At 69.7% G+C, this 18,634-nt stretch carries 16 protein-coding genes; 3 read left to right on the forward strand and 13 right to left on the reverse strand.

Annotated elements, in window-relative coordinates:
* Nucleotides 1–157: 157 nt before the first annotated feature.
* The 7 genes from U5N23_RS11865 to U5N23_RS11895 form a co-directional block, all read right to left on the reverse strand.
* On the reverse strand, nt 158–823 hold the full coding sequence (locus U5N23_RS11865) for a response regulator (RefSeq protein ID WP_322593013.1): 666 nt from the start codon (nt 821–823) through the stop codon (nt 158–160).
* Between the two features lie 43 nt (nt 824–866).
* Nucleotides 867–1,880, reverse strand: a complete 1,014-nt coding sequence (locus U5N23_RS11870) for a tripartite tricarboxylate transporter substrate binding protein (protein ID WP_322593014.1) — start codon at nt 1,878–1,880, stop codon at nt 867–869.
* Nucleotides 1,881–2,033: 153 nt separating this feature from the next.
* Entirely contained in the window at nt 2,034–3,341 is a 1,308-nt protein-coding gene (hpnE, locus tag U5N23_RS11875) for a hydroxysqualene dehydroxylase HpnE (RefSeq protein ID WP_322593015.1), read from the reverse strand.
* On the reverse strand, nt 3,338–4,129 hold the full coding sequence (locus U5N23_RS11880) for a hypothetical protein (protein ID WP_322593016.1): 792 nt from the start codon (nt 4,127–4,129) through the stop codon (nt 3,338–3,340). The genes hpnE and U5N23_RS11880 overlap by 4 nt, the downstream gene beginning before the upstream one ends.
* A gap of 31 nt (nt 4,130–4,160) precedes the next feature.
* Nucleotides 4,161–5,000, reverse strand: coding sequence for a presqualene diphosphate synthase HpnD (gene hpnD, locus U5N23_RS11885; RefSeq protein WP_322593017.1), 840 nt, complete (start codon nt 4,998–5,000; stop codon nt 4,161–4,163).
* 132 nt (nt 5,001–5,132) lie between these two features.
* Nucleotides 5,133–6,449 carry an HD-GYP domain-containing protein gene (locus U5N23_RS11890; RefSeq protein ID WP_322593018.1) on the reverse strand — a complete coding sequence of 439 codons (1,317 nt, stop codon included), beginning with the start codon at nt 6,447–6,449 and terminating at the stop codon, nt 5,133–5,135.
* Between the two features lie 130 nt (nt 6,450–6,579).
* Nucleotides 6,580–7,476: an amino acid ABC transporter substrate-binding protein gene (locus U5N23_RS11895; protein ID WP_322593019.1), complete on the reverse strand. Its 897-nt coding sequence runs from the start codon at nt 7,474–7,476 to the stop codon at nt 6,580–6,582.
* A 311-nt stretch (nt 7,477–7,787) separates the two neighbouring features.
* Between U5N23_RS11895 and U5N23_RS11900 the strand changes: the two genes are divergently transcribed.
* The gene (locus tag U5N23_RS11900; protein WP_322593020.1) at nt 7,788–11,408 is read left to right on the forward strand and encodes a DEAD/DEAH box helicase; all 3,621 of its coding nucleotides are present in this window, start codon (nt 7,788–7,790) and stop codon (nt 11,406–11,408) included.
* 33 nt (nt 11,409–11,441) lie between these two features.
* Here U5N23_RS11900 and U5N23_RS11905 read toward each other — a convergent pair whose 3' ends face one another.
* The 5 genes from U5N23_RS11905 to U5N23_RS11925 all read right to left on the reverse strand — a co-directional run bounded on the left by U5N23_RS11905 (nt 11,442) and on the right by U5N23_RS11925 (nt 15,171).
* Nucleotides 11,442–11,873 (reverse strand): hypothetical protein, encoded by a 432-nt coding sequence (locus U5N23_RS11905; RefSeq protein ID WP_322593021.1) that lies wholly within the window; start codon nt 11,871–11,873, stop codon nt 11,442–11,444.
* 225 nt (nt 11,874–12,098) lie between these two features.
* On the reverse strand, nt 12,099–12,683 hold the full coding sequence (locus U5N23_RS11910; RefSeq protein ID WP_322593022.1) for a hypothetical protein: 585 nt from the start codon (nt 12,681–12,683) through the stop codon (nt 12,099–12,101).
* 67 nt (nt 12,684–12,750) lie between these two features.
* Nucleotides 12,751–14,151 carry an L-serine ammonia-lyase gene (locus U5N23_RS11915; protein WP_322593023.1) on the reverse strand — a complete coding sequence of 467 codons (1,401 nt, stop codon included), beginning with the start codon at nt 14,149–14,151 and terminating at the stop codon, nt 12,751–12,753.
* 380 nt (nt 14,152–14,531) lie between these two features.
* Nucleotides 14,532–15,011, reverse strand: coding sequence for a hypothetical protein (locus U5N23_RS11920; protein ID WP_322593024.1), 480 nt, complete (start codon nt 15,009–15,011; stop codon nt 14,532–14,534).
* A gap of 34 nt (nt 15,012–15,045) precedes the next feature.
* Nucleotides 15,046–15,171, reverse strand: coding sequence for a hypothetical protein (locus tag U5N23_RS11925; protein ID WP_322593025.1), 126 nt, complete (start codon nt 15,169–15,171; stop codon nt 15,046–15,048).
* Nucleotides 15,172–15,402: 231 nt separating this feature from the next.
* Here U5N23_RS11925 and U5N23_RS11930 point away from each other — a divergent pair, with 231 nt between their 5' ends.
* A complete protein-coding gene (locus tag U5N23_RS11930; protein ID WP_322593026.1) occupies nt 15,403–16,353 on the forward strand; it encodes a LysR substrate-binding domain-containing protein in 951 nt (316 codons plus the stop codon).
* A 4-nt stretch (nt 16,354–16,357) separates the two neighbouring features.
* Here U5N23_RS11930 and hpnC read toward each other — a convergent pair whose 3' ends face one another.
* The gene (gene hpnC, locus U5N23_RS11935; RefSeq protein ID WP_322593027.1) at nt 16,358–17,260 is read right to left on the reverse strand and encodes a squalene synthase HpnC; all 903 of its coding nucleotides are present in this window, start codon (nt 17,258–17,260) and stop codon (nt 16,358–16,360) included.
* Between the two features lie 159 nt (nt 17,261–17,419).
* Here hpnC and U5N23_RS11940 point away from each other — a divergent pair, with 159 nt between their 5' ends.
* Nucleotides 17,420–18,625: an efflux RND transporter periplasmic adaptor subunit gene (locus tag U5N23_RS11940; RefSeq protein ID WP_322593028.1), complete on the forward strand. Its 1,206-nt coding sequence runs from the start codon at nt 17,420–17,422 to the stop codon at nt 18,623–18,625.
* Nucleotides 18,626–18,634: the final 9 nt, after the last annotated feature.

An 18,634-nucleotide genomic window follows, 5' to 3' on the forward strand; every position in this document is an offset into this window, starting at 1 on the left:
TCGCCTCCGGCGAGGGGGACACGGGCAGCGGGGTCGCCTTTCTTTTGGGTACTTTTCTTTGGCGAAGCAAAGAACAAGTACCTCGGCCGCCGGGCCGAGACCCGGCCTCCGCCCTCAAGCAAGGCATGCAGCAACCATAGCCAACGAGCAGAAGCCATCACTCCTGCTCCAACGCATACCCCAACCCCCGCAAGGTCGTGATGCGTACCCCACTCCCATCCAACCTCTTGCGAAGCCGATGCACAAACACCTCGACGGCTTCGGGATGCACATCCTCCTCATCCGAAAACACCCGCTCCAGAATCTGCTGCTTGGAAAACGGCTCCCCACTGCGCTGCACCAGCACCTTGAGCACCGCCTGCTCCCGCGGCGACAAAGCCAGCGGCTCGCCATGCAGCACGAACTGCTTGCGCGCCCCGTCGAACACCAGCGGCCCGCAGGCCAGGCGCGGGTGCTCGGTGCCGCGCGCGCGTCGCACCAGGGCGTGCAGGCGGGCCTCCAGCTCGGCCAGCTCGAAAGGCTTGGCCAGGAAGTCGTCGGCCCCGGCGTTGAGCGAGCGCACACGCTCGTCGAGCGAGTCGCGGGCGGTCAGGATCAGGGCGGGCAGGCGCTGGTCGCGCGCGCGCAGGCGCTGCAGCACGGCGTGGCCGTCCAGGCCGGGCAGGCCCAGGTCCAGCACCAGGGCGTCATGGTCGCGTTGCTGCAGCGCGCGGTCGGCCAGGCGGCCGTCGGTCACCCATTCCACCTGGATGCCCGCGTGCTCCAGCGCCCGGCTCAGCCAGGTGCCCAGGGTGTGTTCGTCTTCGGCCAGGAGGATGCGCATGGTGGTGGGATGCTACCCGCGCGTCGCCATCTCAGCGCGGACCTCAGTCCGGTTTCACCTTGGCGCGCAGCAGCACCTTCTTCCAGCGCGCCTGTTCGGCCGCGATGAACTGCGCGAACTGCGCGGGCGTGTCGCCAACGGCCTCGGCGGCGTCGGCGTTCAGGCGCTCCAGCGAAGCGGGTGCCTTCACCGCCTTGGCGGTTTCGGCGGCCAGCTTGTCGAAGTGGGCCGGTGCCAGGTTGGCCGGGGCCAGCATGCCGTACCACTGCGTCATCTCGAAGCCCGGGAAGCCCTGCTCCGCCACCGTGCCCACGTCGGGCAGCTGCGGCAGGCGCTTGGCCGAGCCGGTGGCGATGCAGCGCACCTTGCCCGACTTGATGAACGGCAGGATGGCCGCCGCACCCACGGCCGATGCGTCCACGCGGCCCGAGATCAGGTCGGTCATCATCGGGCCGGTGCCGCGGTAGGGCACGTGCAGCATGAACATGTCGGCCGTCATCTTGAGGTACTCGAACGCCAGGTGGCCGGCGCTGCCATTGCCGGCCGAGCCGTAGCTCAGCTTGCCGGGCTTGGATTTGACGTAGGCCACGAACTCGCGCAGGTTCTTGGCCGGCACGTCGGGGTGTACCACGTACAGGCTGGGCACCTTGGCCAGCAGGCTCACGGGCTTGAAGTCCTTGTTCGGGTCGTAGGGCAGCTTGTCGAAGATGTAGGGGTTCACCGCCAGCGTGCCGATGTGGCCCAGGATCAGGGTGTGCTGGTCGTCCGCGCGCGCCACTTCGGACATGGCGATGTTGCCTGCCGCGCCGGGCTTGTTGTCCACGAACACGCTCTGGCCCAGGGCCTTGGAGAGTTCGGCTGCGGTGGAGCGCGCCACGATCTCCGAGCTGCCGCCCGGGGCGAAGGGCACCACGAAGCGGATGGACTTGGCGGGCCAGGCGGCCTGCGCCTGCGCCATGCCCGGCAGCAGGCCGGACAGGCCCAGGGCGCCCCCGGCTGCGAGGAACTGGCGGCGCCGGGCGTGGAGGGACAGAATCGGGTCGCAGGGGGAATGCATGGTGGTTTGTCTCCGTCAGAAAGCAAGGTGGCCCGAAAGAAAAAATGGCCTGCGCCGATGGTGGCGCGGGCGTGCTTTCGGAATGCTGTCAGTCGGGGCCCATCCTGTGTTTTCGGGGCGGTTGCCGTCTCGGGGTTTACCCGCGGCCGGTGTTCAGCGGGCCAGTGTGGCCGCCGCCGAGCCGCACAGCACGGCGCCTTCCAGCGTGGCGGGGTAGGGCCCGTCCACATAGTCACCGCAGGCCACCAGGCCGGGCGCCACCTGCATGCCGGGGCGCGCGAGGCCGGGCGTGCAGGCAAAGGTGGCGCGTTTTTCCACCACGGTCTGCAGCGGCTGCAGAGATGGCAGGCCCAACTGCCCGGCTGCCTGGCGCAGCACCTGTTCGGTGACCACCGCGCGCTCACCGGTGCTGGCACTCACCACGAAGGCCAGCACACCGTGCAGGCCGTCGAGCAGCCCACGGTCGAACACGAACTGCGCAGGCATCTCTGCCGTGTTGCGCAGCGCCAGCATGGGCTGGGCCAGGCGAGCCCCTGCGCCATGCAGATACACGGTGGTGATGGCTTCGAAGCGCAGCGCATCGGCTGCGGCACACCACTGCTGGCGCGTGGCGTCGTGCGCTGCAGGCAGGCCCGTGGCGCCGGCGATGAGGCGGCTGGCCTCCCACGGTGGGCAGGCCAGCGTGACATGCTCGTAGGGGCCGGCGAAGTCCGTGCCCTGCACTTCCCAGCGCCCATCGGCCAGCCGTGCGATGCCCTGCACGCGCTGCCCGGCATGCACCGCACCGCCGTGCTGCGCTGCCAGCCAGCGCGCCGCCGCCTCGGGGAACAGCGCGCCCAGGTTCATGCGCGGCAGCAGCAGATTCGAGCCCCCCCGGCCGCTGAACAGGCTGTCCTGCAGCACGCGCAGAAACACCTGGCCGCTGGCCTCGGCCGCTGGAGTATTGAGTGCCGATACGCACAGCGGGTCGATGAACTCGGCCATCAGCCGCGTGGGCAAGCCCGCGCACAGCTGTGCCACCGAGGTGTGTGGCGCGCAGCGGAAGCCACCCAACTGCCAGCCGCTGGCTGCGCGCAGCAGCGCGAGCCTGTCGCGCCATCGCCAGCCGCGCGCACGCGCGATGCCCAGCAAGGCGTCCAGGGGCGGCGGCAGGTCGGGCAGAGCCAAGCCCGTGCCGTCGGGGAACTGCAGCGTGAGCGGCAGGCGCAGCAGGGCGGTGCCGGCATCCACCCCCACCAGGCGCATCAGGCGCAGGCTTTCGGTGTAGGCGCCGATGAGGATGTGCTGGCCGTTGTCCAGCGTGGCCGGCGTGCCGTCGGGCAGGGTGGCCGGCACGGCGCGGGCGCGGCCGCCCACGGTGCGCGCCGCCTCCAGCACGGTGACGGCGTGGCCAGCCTGCGCATGGGCGATGGCCGCAGCCATGCCGGCCCAGCCGGCGCCGATGACCGCGATCTGCTTCATGTGGCCGCGGGCCGGGGCTTGGCAGGGGCGGCTTTGGAGGCGGCCGCCGCTGCCTTGCAGGCGGCCTGCACGTCGGCCGGCGCGGTGCGCAGCACGGCGGGGTCGGCGCAGCGTTCGCGCAATTCCTTCTGCGCCGCGCGGTGGCCGGCCGATGCGGCATGGGCGAGCAGGCGCAGCCCGGCCAGGCTGATCTCGGCGGTCGCCGACGCAGAGAGTGCCGTTGCCGGCGATGGCTGGGCCATGGCGCCGGCCTTGACCGGCACCGGCACGGGGTGGGTGGGTTGCGGCAGCGTCTTGGCCCCATGCACCTGGGGCATGCGCTCGATCACGCTGAAATCACCGGTCTTGCCGGCCTGCGCCACCATGCGCTGGTACAGGCCCATCATGGCTGCGGTGTCGCTGCCCGTCAGGCTGGCGGCGGGTTTGGCGAGGTACATGGCCACCTCGGGCGGCAGCGCGGCGTTGACGGCGCTGGCCGCATGCGCCGTGTGGCCCGCGCCTGCCGCAGCCGGGGCCACGGCGGCATCGGCCGCGCCGGCCTTGCCGCCCACGCGGGCCGCGTCATCGGCCAGCGTGGCGGCACCCGCGCCTGCGGCGGCTGCGGTGCCCGCACCGGCGGCCTTGCCGGCGGTTCCCGCGGCCCCGGCGGCCTTGCCCGCACCGCCTGCCGCCTTGCCCAGCAGGCCCCAGAAGGCATGGGCGGGCACGGTGGCGGATCCCAACGCCAGGGCGAGCAGCGCCGCGCTGGCGAAGCGGTGCCATCGGGTGCAGAGGTGGCGTGGGCTCATGGCGGTTGCGTTGCGGGACGGTGCATGCGCCTCACATGCGACCGAGGGCTTGCACCTTCCACGCCAGCCAGAACTTGCGCAGCGGCGTGAGGCGGATGCGCTGGTGCAGCACCTGGAAGTTGTCGCGCTCGATCTCGCGCAGCAGCGTGCGGTAGATGCTGGCCATCATCAGCCCGGGCTTCTGCGCGCGGCGGTCGGCGACGGGCAGCAGGGCCAGGGCCTCGTCGTAGGTGCGGTGCGCGCGCTCGGCCTGGAACTTCATCAGCGCGGTGAAGCGGTCTGAATACTGGCGCTTCAAGATCTCGTGCGCCTTCACGTCGAACTGCTGCAGCTCCGACACGGGCAGGTAGATGCGCCCCATCATCGCGTCTTCGCCCACGTCGCGGATGATGTTGGTCAGCTGGAAGGCACGGCCCAGGGTGTGGGCGTACTGCGTGGTGTGCTCGTCCGTCTGGCCGAAGATGCGTGCCGTGACCTCGCCCACGATGCCCGCCACCAAGTGGCAGTACTGGGCCAGGCCGGCAAAGTCCAGGTAGCGCGTCTGCTCCAGGTCCATCTGGCAGCCGTCGATCACGGCCTGCAGGTGGCGCTGCTCGATGCCATAGTCGGCCGTGTGCGGCATCAGCGCCTGCATCACCGGGTGGGTGGGCTGGCCGGCATAGGCCTTGGCCACCTCGGCCTGCCACCAGGCCAGCTTGGTGCGGGCCACGCCCGCATCGCTCACTTCGTCGACCACGTCGTCCACTTCACGGCAGAACGCATAGAACGCCGTGATGGCCGCGCGCCGCGGCGCCGGCAGGAACAGGAAGGCGTAGTAGAAGCTGCTGCCCGAGGCGACGGCTTTTTGTTGTACGTACTGCTGCGGTGTCATGGGGCCAGATTGTCCCATGCCATGGCGGGTGCCCGGCACAGGTGGGGTTTGTTCTTCAAAAGGCTGCTGGCCAATGGTGCAAAAGGGCAGGCAGCTATGGTTTTTGACAGGGCTGGGGCCGCCCCTGGCTGGTCATAGGCGCCGTGCGGCCCAGTCGCACCAGTCGGCCACGGCCGCATCGCCTGGGGTGGCGCGCTCCTCCAGCTGCGGCCAGCGGCGGTGGCAGGCGTTGAGCAGGCTCTGCAGCTGGAACAGCGCCTCGCGCCCCACCAGGGCCACCTCGGCCAGGCCGATGGTGTCGCCCTGCAGCTGGGCCATCAGCTCGTCCTGCTGGCGGGGGTGCGAGCCCGCCTCCACCAGCGCCTTCTGCAGCGCCATCAGCCGGGCATCGGCAAACACGAACGCGCTGCCAGGGGCCATGGCCTTGACCATGGCCGGGGGCAGGGCGTTCTTGAGTCGGTCCCAGTGCTCGAACGCTTCGGCCAGCAGCCCCGCCTGGCGGGGCGCATCGTCGCCCAGCGGCATCAGTGCCGACTCGCGCGCCACCTCCTCCTGCAGCAGCGGCAGGATGTGCACCACCAGGGCGGAGGGGAACTTGCGGTGGTTGAGCCGCAGCACCAGCGACAGGCGCTGCGCCGGCATGTCCTCGTATTTTTCGTAGAAGCCGGCCACCACCTCGGCCAGCAGCAGGATGCGGCCCATGGGCGAGATGTCGGCGCCCGCCAGCCCGCGCGGGTAGCCGCTGCCGTCCATGCGCTCGTGGTGCTCCAGCACCGCCTCCTCGGCCGCCTTGGGGTAGGCGTTGGTGTCGCGCACCATGAGCATGGCCGTGATCGGGTGCGCCACCAGGTGCTTGCGCTGCACGCCCACCGCCTTGAAATCGGGGTCGTTCCAGGCCGGGTCCATGTGCAGCACGCCCAGGTCGTGCAGCAGGGCGGCTGCGGCCAGCGTGGCGCAATCGCGCTCGGGCATGCCGGCTTTGAGGCCCAGGAACACGGCCACCATCATCATGCGCAGGCCATGCTGGTACAGCTCGGGCCGCTTGTCGCGCATCACCGTGAGCTTGCAGGCGATGGGCCCGGGCAGCGGCAGGGTGCGCAGCGGGCTCAGCAACCGCGCTGCCGAGCCGATGGCCTCGGCCAGCAGATTGACCAGAACATCCTGCGCCGCCAGCTCCTGCCCGGCGGCCACCAGGGCCTCCACCGTGACGGGGTTCTCGATGCTCAGGTGCTTGTCGATGGGCTCGCGCAGCTTGTGCTGCACCAGCCGGTCGTACAGGCGGCTGTCGATGCGCGCGCCCTTTTCCACCAGCTTGATCCCGTTGTCGGTGTAGATGGCGGCACCCGCCACCACCGTGCGCTCGTCGGCCATGTCGGTCAGCGCGCGCAGGTAGTGGGGGCTGTCGCCAGCGTCCACATCGGTGGTCAAAAGGGGATCAGTCGTCGTCATGCAATAGCTACAAATTATTACTATCGACTATAAAACGACCGGGGCCCATCGCCGGCCGGAATTGGGCCAGGTGTCAGAAAGCGACAGGGGGGCTTGATGCGGATCAAGCCCCCCTGTCATTTTGACCGAATCAGAAAGCGATCTGTTCGACACCGATATCGCTGGGCCGGCGCAGTGCTTCCTTCATGAAGATGCTCATCGGCAGCGTGCCCTGGTCCGAGCTGAACCAGCGCTTGTACAGCGTCAGCATCTCGCCGCCCTGGATCATGCGGCGCGTGACGCGGTCCACCAGCTCCTTGAACCTGGGGTCGTCGCGGCGCAGGCCGATGCTGTAGGGCTCCACCGAGAGGCGCTTTTCGAGGAACAGGTAGTCGTCCATGGACTTGCCCAGGCGCGTGAGCGGGATCCAGATGCCTGCGTCGTCGGCAAAGGCGGCGTCGGCCTCGCCCTTGGCCAGCGCGTTTACGGCGTCCAGCGTGCTGTCCACCGGCACATAGTTGAACTTGCGGTTGAAGGTGCGCTCGTTGGCCTTGAGCAGGTTTTCGTTGGTGGTCTTGCCCTGCACGGCGATCTTCTTGTTCTGCAGGTCGTCCAGCGTCTTGATGCCCGAGTTCTTGCGCACCAGAAAGGCCGAGGACGCCACGAAGATGTGGTGGCTGAAGGCGATCTCCCTTTGCCGCGCCGCCGTGTTGGCCGTGCCGCCGCACTCCGGGTCCACCACGTTGTCCTTCACATCGCTGATGCGGTTCTTGCCGTCCACCAGCAGGTACTTGAGCTTGAGGTCCGGGCGCTTCAGCTCCTTCTTGATCTCTTCGAAGATCTGCAGGCAGATGTCCACCGTGTAGCCCTGCACCTTGCCGCTCGTGGCGTCCTTGTACGAGAAGGGCAGCGACTTTTCGCGGTGGCCCAGGCGCAGCTCGCCCGCGCTGGCAATGCGCGCCAGCGTGTCTTCGGCCCAGGCGGGGGCGTTGGCCAGCAACAGCGCCGCCATCAGCGCCACAGGGCGCAGCATCGAAACAGATTTCATGGAAGGAAAAGAAGAAAAAGACCCGGGTGGATACCCGATGAAAACGAGGCGCCCGAAGGCGCGCGCCCCAACATGCCTCGTGGGCATCGCATGGGCCAGCCCAGCGGTGCGCGGATTGTGAAGGGGCTGTGGCCGGTTTGCCACTGTCTCGCCGCCCAGGCGTCGGCATTGCGCCACATGGCGGCCCGCAATGCCTGGCCCGCCGTTTTTGTGGCGGCGGGGCACCTGCACCAGCCACTGCATCGGCAAAGCACTGGGAGCGCCGGGCTACCGCATGTAACATGCTTGACTGCGCGCATTTTTTGATTGACATGTCCTCCCCCCACGCCAACCACCCCGACGCCGGGGAGGGACTCGCCGATCTGCCAACGCCGCACGAAGCCATACAGCGTACGAAAGAGGTCGCCAATGCCATTCCTGCCAAACAGCCACATCGCCGCGCCGGCGCTGGCTTTCGCCCGCCAGCCCTTGCGCTGCAGCCTGGCGGCGTTCCGCTGACCGACGGACAGGCTGGCACCGTGGACCGGGCTCAGTTCTCCCTTTCCGGGCCGGCCGCATTGGCGCAGCCTGCCGGGGAGCGGGCCGCTGCCTTCATGGCCGCGCCCGGCGCGGACACCGCGCCGGCAAATGCCACCAGCGATGCCCAGGCCCGGGACGCCCTGGCCGCGCTGGAGTCGGCACTGCCCGCCAGCCTGCATGCTGCGCAGGACTCTGCCCACGCCATCCTGTCGGCCTGGCTGTCGCTGGAGGTGCTGGCGCCCCTGGCCTATACCGACCCGGCAACGCTCGTCGGTGGCGACCGTGCATGCATCGCCAAGGTCGATGGCGAACCTTTGCCGTGGCAGCGGGGCGAGCAGTCCTACAAGCCGCCGTTCAGGCTCTTTTACCTGGTCGTGCTGGGCGAGGTCAGCATGGAAATGTGCATGACCGACCTGCTGTCCTCGTTCGGCAAGGACGAGGAGACGCGCACCTTCCAGCGGCACCGGGCGCCGATCGCCATGGCCATCGTGGACCAGGATGGCCGGCTTGCGGGCCCGGAAACCGTGTCCATCTCCAGCTTTGCCTGGGGCGTGCCGGCGGTGCTGCGCGGCAAGGCCGGCGCGCTCGCACGCTGGCCCGATGCCGAAAAGCTGCTGCGCGAGCAATTGCACCGGCGCCTGGCCCGGGTGGACCCCGAAGGCCGGCCCCTGCCGCTGGACCTGAAGGCGATCAACGACAACCATGGCTGGCTGTGCAGCACGCTGGGCCTGCGCGCCGACCATGTGCTGCCGCCCAGCTTCGTGGCGCGGCTGTACCGCCACCCCAAGCTGGAAGGGGCGCCCGACGCGCCGCCCATCAACTCGTTCTACCTCGACGACCTGGCCAAGGCGCGCGCCATGGTGGATGCCGGGGCCGCGCCCGAGACCCTGCTGCGCTACCTGTCCGTCCTGAAGCCAGCGCCCGCAAGCGACCTGCTCAAGGACAACGCCGCCATTGCCGAGCTGATCGCCCCCGCGCGCTTTCCGCCGGCGCGCTGGCCCAGCCGTGGCAGCCACCCGGTGGTGACGCTGCAGCAGGCGGCCGTGAACGCGGCGCGCGCCGAGTTTGCCGGCGACAGGCAGGGCATCCTGGCGGTGAACGGCCCGCCGGGCACCGGCAAGATCACCCTGCTGCGCGACCTGGTGGCCCACTGCGTGGAGAGCCGCGCGGCCCGGCTGGTGGAGTTCGACGATCCGAACAAGGCCTTCATCCCGACGGGCCAGCGCTTCCAGGTGGGGGATGGCGAATTCCTCCACCTGCATGGGCTGGACCCTCGGATCAAGGGCTTCGAGGTGCTCGTCGCATCGGGCAACAACAAGGCGGTGGAAAACGTCAGCCGCGAGCTGCCCTCGGCCCGCAGCATCGAGCCCGGCCCGCGGTACTTTGCCTCCACCGCCCGGGCCTTGCTGTACGGCGAGGAAAAGAACTTCCCTGCCGACCCCGCCGACCACCCCTGGGGGCTGATGGCCGCCGCACTCGGCAACAGCCGCAACCGCCGGGATTTTCGCCAGCGCTTCTGGCTGCACGAGGATTTCGGCTTTTCCACCTACCTCAAGGCAGCCCGTGGGCTGGACGTGTCGCGGCCGGAGCCCGCCGCCGAAGGCCAGCCGCCGCAGATGGTGGCGCCCCGCATCGTCGCTGCCGAACGGCCGCTCAGCGGCGATGCCGCCCTGCAGCAGTGGAAGCGGGCGCGCAAGGCATTCATCGACCTCAAGCACTCGGTCGAGGCCATCCTGGCCCGGCTGGAAGAGGCGCGGACACTGGCGCCCCGGTTGACCCGCCTGCGCGATGACATCAACCAGCTGCACGGCAGGCACAAGGCCATCGCCCACTCCCTGAGCACGGCAGCGGCTGCCTATGCCCTCGCCATCGAAGGCTCCAGCAAGGCCCGCGCCGCCATCGTCGCGGCCGAGCGCGAGCTGCAGGCCCTGCAGGCGGCCCGCCCCGGTGTCTCGGCGCGGCTGTTCGTCTCGGAGGCGTTCCGGCGCTGGATGTCGGAGGCTTCAGCGCGGGAGGGCGTCCACCGCGAGGCCGTGCGCGCCGAAGCGCAGGCGCAGGCCACGCTGGAAACCGCCGCGCAGCGGCAAAAGGGCTTTGCCGAGGAACTGGGCATGGTCAACGCCCAGCTCGAAACCGCGCAGCGCGAGGCCGAGAACCTGGGCGCCATGCTCAAGGAGGCCTACGCGCGCATCGGTGACCGCTTCGTGGACGAATCCTTCTTCGACCGCGGCCACGAGGCCTGGAACCTGGCCGTGCCCTGGCTCAACGACCAGATCCACAAGGAGCGCGAGAAGCTGTTCGTCGCCGCGCTCGAAGTGCACAAGGCCTTCGTCACCGTCGCCGCCCACAAGATGGAGCACAACCTGGGCGTGCTGATGGCGGCCCTGCAGTCGGGCACCTTCCCGGACCAGGCCCGGCGCCAGTTGCTGCCGGACCTGTGGTCCAGCCTGTTCCTGGTGGTGCCCGTGGTGGCCACCACCTTCGCGTCCATCCACCGCATGCTGGGCGACCTGCCGCCGGCCTCGTTCGGCTGGCTGCTGGTGGACGAAGCCGGGCAGGCCACGCCCCAGGGCGCGGTGGGTGCCCTCATGCGCGCCCGGCGCGCCGTCATCGTGGGCGACACGCTGCAGATCCCGCCCGTGGTCACCATCCCCGAGAACCTTGTGAACCAGATTGCCCTGCAGCAGCGCGTGGACCGCAGGCTGTGGTGCGCCCCGCAGGCATCGGTGCAGACCCTGGCTGACAGCGCCAGCGCCATCAAGGCCCACTTCGGCACGCCCGAAGGCACGCGCGCCGTGGGCCTGCCGCTGCTGGTGCGCCGGCGCTTCCAGGAGCCGATGTTCGGCGTGTCCAACGCGATTGCCTACGACAACCGCATGGTGCCGGCCATGGGGCCGGACAGCGTGGGTGAGGTCGCCGACGTGCTGGGCCTGTCTGCCTGGTTCGACCCCGACACCAGCTCCACCGCCAGCGCGCCCAAATGGAGCGCCGAAGAAGGCCAGGTGGTCATGCGCATGCTGCGCAAGCTGGCCCGCGCCGGCGTGCAGCACCCCGATATCTACGTGATCTGCCCCTTCCGCGTGGTGGCGCAGGAAATGCGCCTGCTGCTGCGCGCCGAGCCCCAGGTGTTCGAGCTCTTCGGCGTCGACGCGCGCAAATGGCTCGACGAGCGCGTGGGCACCATCCACACCTTCCAGGGCAAGGAGGCCGAGGCCGTGATCGCCGTGCTGGGTGCCCCGATGGCGGGCGAGAAGGGCGCCCGGCAGTGGGCTGGCGGTGTGCCCAATATCCTCAACGTCATGGCTTCGCGCGCGAAGTCCCGGCTGTATGTGGTGGGCTCGCGCACCGCCTGGGGCAGCGTGGGCCATTTTGCGGAACTGGCCCGGCAGGTGCCCAAGAGGCCGCTCGGGTAGGGTGCGCGAGCCGCAGCGTGCCTGCTTGGTCGCTTATTTCTCTTTCGCTGCCTCTTTGAGCGCCACCTGCACGGTATGCAGCATCTCCTCCAGAGGCGCGGCTTCCTCCCCCTCGTACGATACCGCCGCGCCGAAGTCCTGGGCCAGTGCGCAGCTGACCATCATCACGCAGGCCAGGTCCTTCATGCGCCCGCCCCAGGTCATGGTGATGCAGTAGTCGCGGCCGCCGGCAATCGCGGCTAAGCCCTCGTCGTCACCCACCACATCCTGCGCTTCGCTGTAGTGGATCTCGAACCCCGGGCCTTCTGTGCCGTGGAGCGTGAACGGCAGAAAGCCCGAGTCGTCGAAGCGGGTGAAGTCCGGGTGCAGTTGCAGGTCGAAGGCGAGCCGGTCCAGCGAGGCCTGCAGCGTGGCGCGGTCGGGGACGGACTGGCGTTGGATGAAGGCGAACTGGCTGTTGGACATGGGGCTCCTTGGGGTGATGGAACGGGAGAATCACACTGCGCAGTGGTGGATTGCCATCTTATGACGGCCGAAGACGTGCCGGCTGCCTGTCTGCGGCGGAAACTGCCGCTACCCCTGCGCCCATGAGCGCCACCCGCGTCTCCCCGCACATCCATGCCCCGTGCCCGCGCGTCTATGCCGCGCTGGTCGCGGCGGGTTGAGCGCGCGGGCTCGCCGATCAGCGGCCTATGCGGGAACGCGCGTGTAGCAGGCCCTGCGCTGCAGCATCTCGTCGGTCTGGCGTGCGGCGGCTTCCAGGTCGTAGGAGGTGTGCGGAGGTGGCGGCGGGGGCGCGGGGAAGATGGCCGCCACGACAGCGTAGAACACGGGGCACATGAAATCTCCCTGGAGCGCCCAGCGGCCATAGGGAGTGCTGGCGGCCGAATCCTGCGTCCAGTGTGCCCAGAAGACGGCAAGGGAGCCGGTGGAGGCCGTGCTCCGTACCGCGAGAGGGGTGGCCGTGTCCGGCGGGAGGAGCTGTACCGTGCCGGTGCCCGTGCAGTCGCCGTTGGCATGGGTCACCGTCCCATAGGACTGGGTGAACCGCGTGGCGTCCTGGCGCACCAGGCGCAAGAGCCCGCGTTGGCTCAGCTTGCTGCCGATCACCGTGCAGCCCTGGGACTGCCAGTCGCCCGCGAGCAGGGCCACGTCCTGCAGGGGTGGGTCGTCACTGCCGCCGCCGCAGCCGGCCAGTGCGGCGGCGACAACGGCCATCCAGGAGAAGCGCGCAAGAGAGGTGGTGGGTGAAGTGGCAGGCAGCAGTGTGGTCATGGCAAAAAGCCCGATTCTGTGGGCCCGTCCGGTCCGTGAGAACCCTACCGGAGTAGGGGCCTCGCCCTCAGCACTCGACGACGTTCACCGCCAGTCCGCCGCGCGAGGTCTCCTTGTACTTGACCTTCATGTCCGCGCCGGTCTGCATCATGGTCTTGATCACCTTGTCGAGCGAGACCACGTGCTGGCCGTCGCCGCGCAAGGCCATGCGCGCGGCGTTGATGGCCTTGATGGCGCCCATGGCGTTGCGCTCGATGCAGGGGATCTGCACCAGGCCGCCCACGGGGTCGCAGGTCATCCCGAGGTTGTGCTCCATGCCGATCTCGGCGGCGTTCTCCACCTGCTCGGGGCTGCCGCCCATCACGGCAGCCAGGGCGCCCGCGGCCATGGAGCAGGCCACACCGACCTCGCCCTGGCAGCCCACCTCGGCGCCCGACAGCGAGGCGTTTTTCTTGTAGATGATGCCGATGGCACCGGCGGTGAGGAGGAAGGTGGCGATGCCCTCCTCATCCGCGCCGGGCAGGAAGTTCACGTAGTACTGCAGCACGGCCGGGATCACACCGGCCGCGCCGTTGGTGGGGGCAGTCACCACGCGGCCACCGGCGGCGTTTTCCTCGTTGACGGCCATGGCGTAGAGGTTCACCCAGTCCATCATCGACAAGGGGTCGTGCCGGGCGGCCTCGGACTGGGTGTTCAGGCTCTTGTGCAGCTCGGCCGCGCGGCGGCGCACGTGCATGGGGCCCGGCAGGGTGCCGGTGGCCGCACAGCCGCGCTGCACGGCACCGGCCATGGTGTGCCAGATGGCCAGCAACTGGCGGCGCAACTCGGCGGCGCTGCGCCAGTGCAGCTCGTTGGCGGCCATGATCTGAGCCACCGTCAGGCCGGTGGCCTGGCACTGGGCCAACAGGTCGGCCCCGGTGCTGAAGGGGTAGGGCAGGCCGTTGCCATGCCCGGCGGCGCCGGGCCCCGATGCCGCTGCCGAGTTCAGCACGCGCTCGCCGGCCGCATCCGTCACGAAGCCGCCGCCCACCGAGTAGTACTCGCGCTCGGCGATCTTCACGCCGTTGGCATCCAGTGCATGGAAGGCCATGCCGTTGGGGTGCAGGGGCAGGCTGCGGCGGCGAAACAGCAGGTGCTCCTTTTCGACGAAGGGCACGCTGTGCTCGCCCAGCAGGGCCAGGCTGCGGCTGGCGCGGATCTGGGCGATGGCGGGGGCTATCTGGTCGGGGTCGATGTGCTCGGGCTCGTGCCCGGCCAGGCCCAGCAGCACGGCGGTGTCGGTGCCGTGGCCCACGCCCGTGGCCGACAGTGAGCCGAACAGCTCCACCACCACGCTGTGCACCGCCGCCAGGCCCACCGTGGCCTGCAGGTGGCAGGCAAACTGCCGCGCCGCGATCATGGGCCCCACGGTGTGCGAGCTGGAAGGGCCGATGCCGATCTTGAAAAGGTCGAAAACGCTGACGGACATGGGATGCTGTGCCTTCAATGGGATACCGGTGGGTTCCGTGAACAACAGCGACGGCCGCATGCCGCCGGACCATGCACAGAGAAGACAGCGATGGCGCGGGTGGCGCCATCGCTGGCCGGTCGATCATGAACAAGACAACATGCGTCTTCGCACTGCCAGCACTCTTGGCGCTGCAGTGGGGGCGAGGCTAACCGCACGGCACCGTGGCAGCACAGGCGTTATCCCTGAGCGCTTTAACCGGGCACGGGGGCAAGGCCGGTAGCTGCCGTCGATTGCTATGCCTTGCATAGCAACCTGCTTTGATTCCAGGCCGGTCTCAAACCATCACGGTGCGGCTTGATAGGGCGCCGCTGGCCCGGCTTGCCGCCCATGAATGTTTCTTACACAGCGCTGCTGTCTGCCCGGTGCGCCACCACCAGCGCCATTTCCACCAGGGGTACCGCAGCCGCCTGACCTGCCGTATCGCGTGCAGGGGGCGGTGGCCGTGCCAGCGAATGGGCGTGCACCGCCGGGGGTGCCACCTGCTGGCGGGCCAGGCCGCCGGCCATCCAGCCGCACAGCATGCGCCTGGCGTCCGCCACGTGGGCCGGTTCGCGCACGAACAGCTCGCACGAGAGGATGCGGTGTTTGTGGCTGCCGGCCTCGCGCAGCAGGCGGTCGGCGGCCGCCATTACCTGGGCCATGCCGTATTCCAGGTCCTGGGTGGCCGGGGTCATGGCGGTCATGTTCAGGCAGGCGATGCGCAGGCACAGCGAGTTGGCCGCGTGGCGCACGCCCACGCGCAGCCGGGCTGCTACACGCGGTGCCGCTGCCGCGCCGGGGCCGGCGGCGGGCGGGGCGGTGCTGCAATCGGTGGCCATGGGGGTGTGACTCCTGCGGTGCGGCGTTGTTCCGTCAATCGAGGCTGCCCAGGCGCCTGGCGCTCGCAGCCACGCCCTCGGGCAAGGCCGGCAGCAGAATGGCCGCCGCCCGGCCGGCGGCCGTGGCGGTGGTGCTGGTGCTGGTGCTGGAAGGGGTCATGGAGGGCGGCTGGAGGGCCAGTGTGGCGCCGTGGGATGTCACAGCCATGGCGGCATGGTCATGCCCTCGGCAGGCGGGAGGGCTTTGCACGGGACACGCCCGCACGGGTCGCGGTGCAGGCATGTCGCCGGCCCGGCACATGATGAACAAATCTAACCAGTTGTGTCCTTGCATGGAGCCGATGCTACGCAGTGGCGCTGCGGACGACTATCGACAATAATTTGCGCATCCATGAAATCAGCTCATGCCAAAAATAGCCCTGCCGCACCGGGTGCGGCGCGCCGCCTGCCGCCGCTGAACATGCTGCGCGCCTTCGAGGCGGCGGGCCGGCTGCTCAGCGTGACGCAGGCCGCGCACGAGCTGTCGGTGACGCAAAGCGCCGTCAGCCACCAGATCAAGGCGCTGGAGGAATGGCTGGGCGTGGCCCTGGTGCAGCGCGAGGGGCGGGGCCTGGCGCTCACGCCGCCGGGTGCGGCATACCTGCCGGGGCTGACCAGCGCGCTCGACCTGATGGCCCGGTCCACGGCCGGCATCGAGCGGCCCACGCGGCGCAACACGCTGGCGGTGAATGCCACGTCGACCTTTGCCACGCAGTGGCTGATCCCGCGCCTGGCGGCCTTCTGCGCGCAGATGCCGGGGTTGGACGTGCAGCTCGTCACCACCGTGGGGCATCTCGACTTCGAGCCGGCGGACTACGACGTGTCCATCCGCTGCTTTGCCGATGGCGAGCTGGCGGCGCTGCAGCAGCGCACGCCCTGGCGCGGCATCAGCGCGGGTGCGTTTCTTCCCGATGTGTTGACCCCCGTGTGCAGCCCTGCGCTGCTGGAGGGCGCCAAGGCCATCCAGGCGCCGCAGGACCTGGCACGGCACACGCTGCTGCACAGCCGCTCGACTCCCCTGGTGTGGCAGCAGTGGCTGCAGGAGGCGGGCACGCAGGACATCCAGCCTGCCGGCGACCTGGTGTTCGACCACGCCCACCTGAGCGTGCAGGCCGCCATCCAGGGCCTGGGCGTGGCACTGGGTAATCCGCGCTTCCTGGGCGAGGCGCTGGCCGGCGGGCTGCTGGCCATGCCTTTCCCGCAGCTGCTCTCGGGCGACAAGAAGTACTACTGGATGCTCTCGCCGCGGGCCGCGCAGGATGCGGCGTCGGTCGCGTTTTGCGGGTGGCTGGCGGTGGCGTGACCGCCTACATCACCAGCGCCCGCCCCAACATCACGCACCAGTCCCACGGGTTCAGCCTGGGGCGGGTGTGCAGGCTCGCCCCTTTCAGGGCCTGCACCTTGTCCAGGATGCGCAGGCCGCCCTGCACCACCAGGCGCAGCTCCCAGCCGGCGCGGCCAGGCAGGCGGCGTACCAGCGGGGCGCCGCGCAGCATGCTGGCACGGGCCCAGGCGGCGCAGTCCAGGATGAGGCGGGCGTTCTCGGGCGTGCTGCGCAGCTCCAGCAGTTCGGCCTGGCAGGCGCCGTGGGTGGCGCAGTCCTCGCGCGGCAGGTAGTGGCGTCCGCGCGGTATGTCCACGCTCAGGTCCTGCCAGAAGTTGGCCAGCTGCAGCGCGGTGCAGATGTCGTCGCTCTGCGCGAGGGCCTTGTCTCCATCCACGCCGTACAGGTGCAGCAACAGCCGGCCCACGGGGTTGGCCGAGCGGCGGCAGTAATCGAGCAGCTCGGTGCGGTCGGCGTAGCCGTCGGCATCGCGGGTCTTTTCCACGTCCTGGGCAAAGGCGCTGAGCAGGTCGGCCAGCAGGGGTACGGGCAGCCGGTGGCTGACCAGCACGGCCTGCAGCGGCACGAACACATCGGCCCAGCGGGGCGAGGGCGCGCGGCCCTCGGCAATGGCCGAGAGGTCGGCGTTGAATGCGGCCAGGTCGGCCAGGCGCTCGGCGGGCAGGGCATCGCCCTCGTCGGCAATGTCGTCGGCCGTGCGCGCGAAGGCGTAGATCGCGGCGATCACCGGGCGCAGGTGCGGCGGGCACAGCAATGAGGCGACCGGGAAATTCTCGTAGTGCGTGACCGGCGGGGCCACGGCCGGGGCGGCCGAAGGGGCGGCACCAGGGGCGGCGGCGGGCTGGGGGTTGGGAGATGGATTCACGGCATGGATTGTCGCTTGACAAGGCGCAGGCGTTCTCATAGATTACTAACCAGTCAGTCAGTAACTTGTTTTGTCAGTGTTTACCCTGGGCGGCTGTCGTAGCCGTAGGGGTGGCGCTGGCTGACCTTCGTGTTGCCCTTTTCATTCACCGGATTTTCCATGCGCACACCCTCCGCCTCGCGGCCCATTCACCGGCCCTCCAGGTTTTTGTTGCTGGCGGCCTCGGCCCTGGTGCTGGCCGCCTGCTCGCGGCCGGCCCCGCCGGAGGAGCCGGTGCGCTCCGTCAAGCTGATGACGGTGGGCGTGGGTGCCCTGCAGTCGCAGGTGGAATACGCTGGCGAGGTGCGTGCCCGCGTGGAATCGCGCCTGGGCTTTCGCGTGGCGGGCAAGATCGTGCAGCGCCAGGCCGAACTGGGCCAGCGCGTGAAGGCCGGCGACGTGCTCGCCCAGCTCGATCCGCGCGACTACCAGCTGGCGGCCGATTCGGCACGTGCGCAAGTGGCTGCGGCCACCACGCAGCGCGACCTGGCGGCAGCCGACTTCAAGCGCTACCAGACGCTCAAGGACCAGAACTTCATCAGCGGTGCCGAGCTGGAGCGCCGCGACGCGACCTTGAAGGCCGCGCAGGCCACGCTGGACCAGGCACGCGCTCAGCTGTCCTCGCAAGGCAACCAGGCCACCTACACGCGCCTGGTGGCCGATGTGTCGGGCGTGGTCACCGGCATCGAGGCCGAGCCGGGCCAGGTCGTCGCGGCCGGTACGCCGGTGGTGCGCATCGCGCAGGACGGCCCGCGCGACGTGGTGTTCGCCGTGCCCGAGGACAAGGTCGCGCAGATCCCGGTGGGCTCCGACGTGGCCGTGCGCGGCTGGTCGGGCGGTGCCGAGATGGCAGGCAAGGTGCGCGAGGTGGCGGCCAGTGCCGATGCGGCCACGCGCACCTTCCAGGTCAAGGTGGCCATCGAGGGCAAGGACGCTCCGGCGCTCGGCGCCACGGTGTATGCCCAGCCCAAGGCGCTGGGCCATGCGGGTGTGGTGGCCATCAAGCTGCCCACCAGTGCGCTGCGCCAGGAGGGCCAGGCCACGGCGGTGTGGGTGTACGACGCTGCCACCAGCACCGTCAAATCACAGGTGGTGCAGATCGCCACGGCCGACGGCAACGATGCCGTGGTGGCCGCGGGCCTGACCCCCGGCATGCAGGTGGTGGCCACGGGCGTGCATGTGCTCTCGCCCGGGCAGAAGGTCATGGTCTACCAGCCCAAGTCGAATGGCGCCCCGGCGGCCAAGGCCCAGACGGCTGCCGGCAACATGGCGCTGCCGGTGGCGCCCGCAGCCTCGCCCGTGGCTGCGGCCCCGGCTTCCAAGTAAGGGCCCGCC

Origin of the sequence: Acidovorax sp. (assembly GCF_034519795.1) — a bacterium.
Classification (GTDB): domain Bacteria; phylum Pseudomonadota; class Gammaproteobacteria; order Burkholderiales; family Burkholderiaceae_C; genus Acidovorax.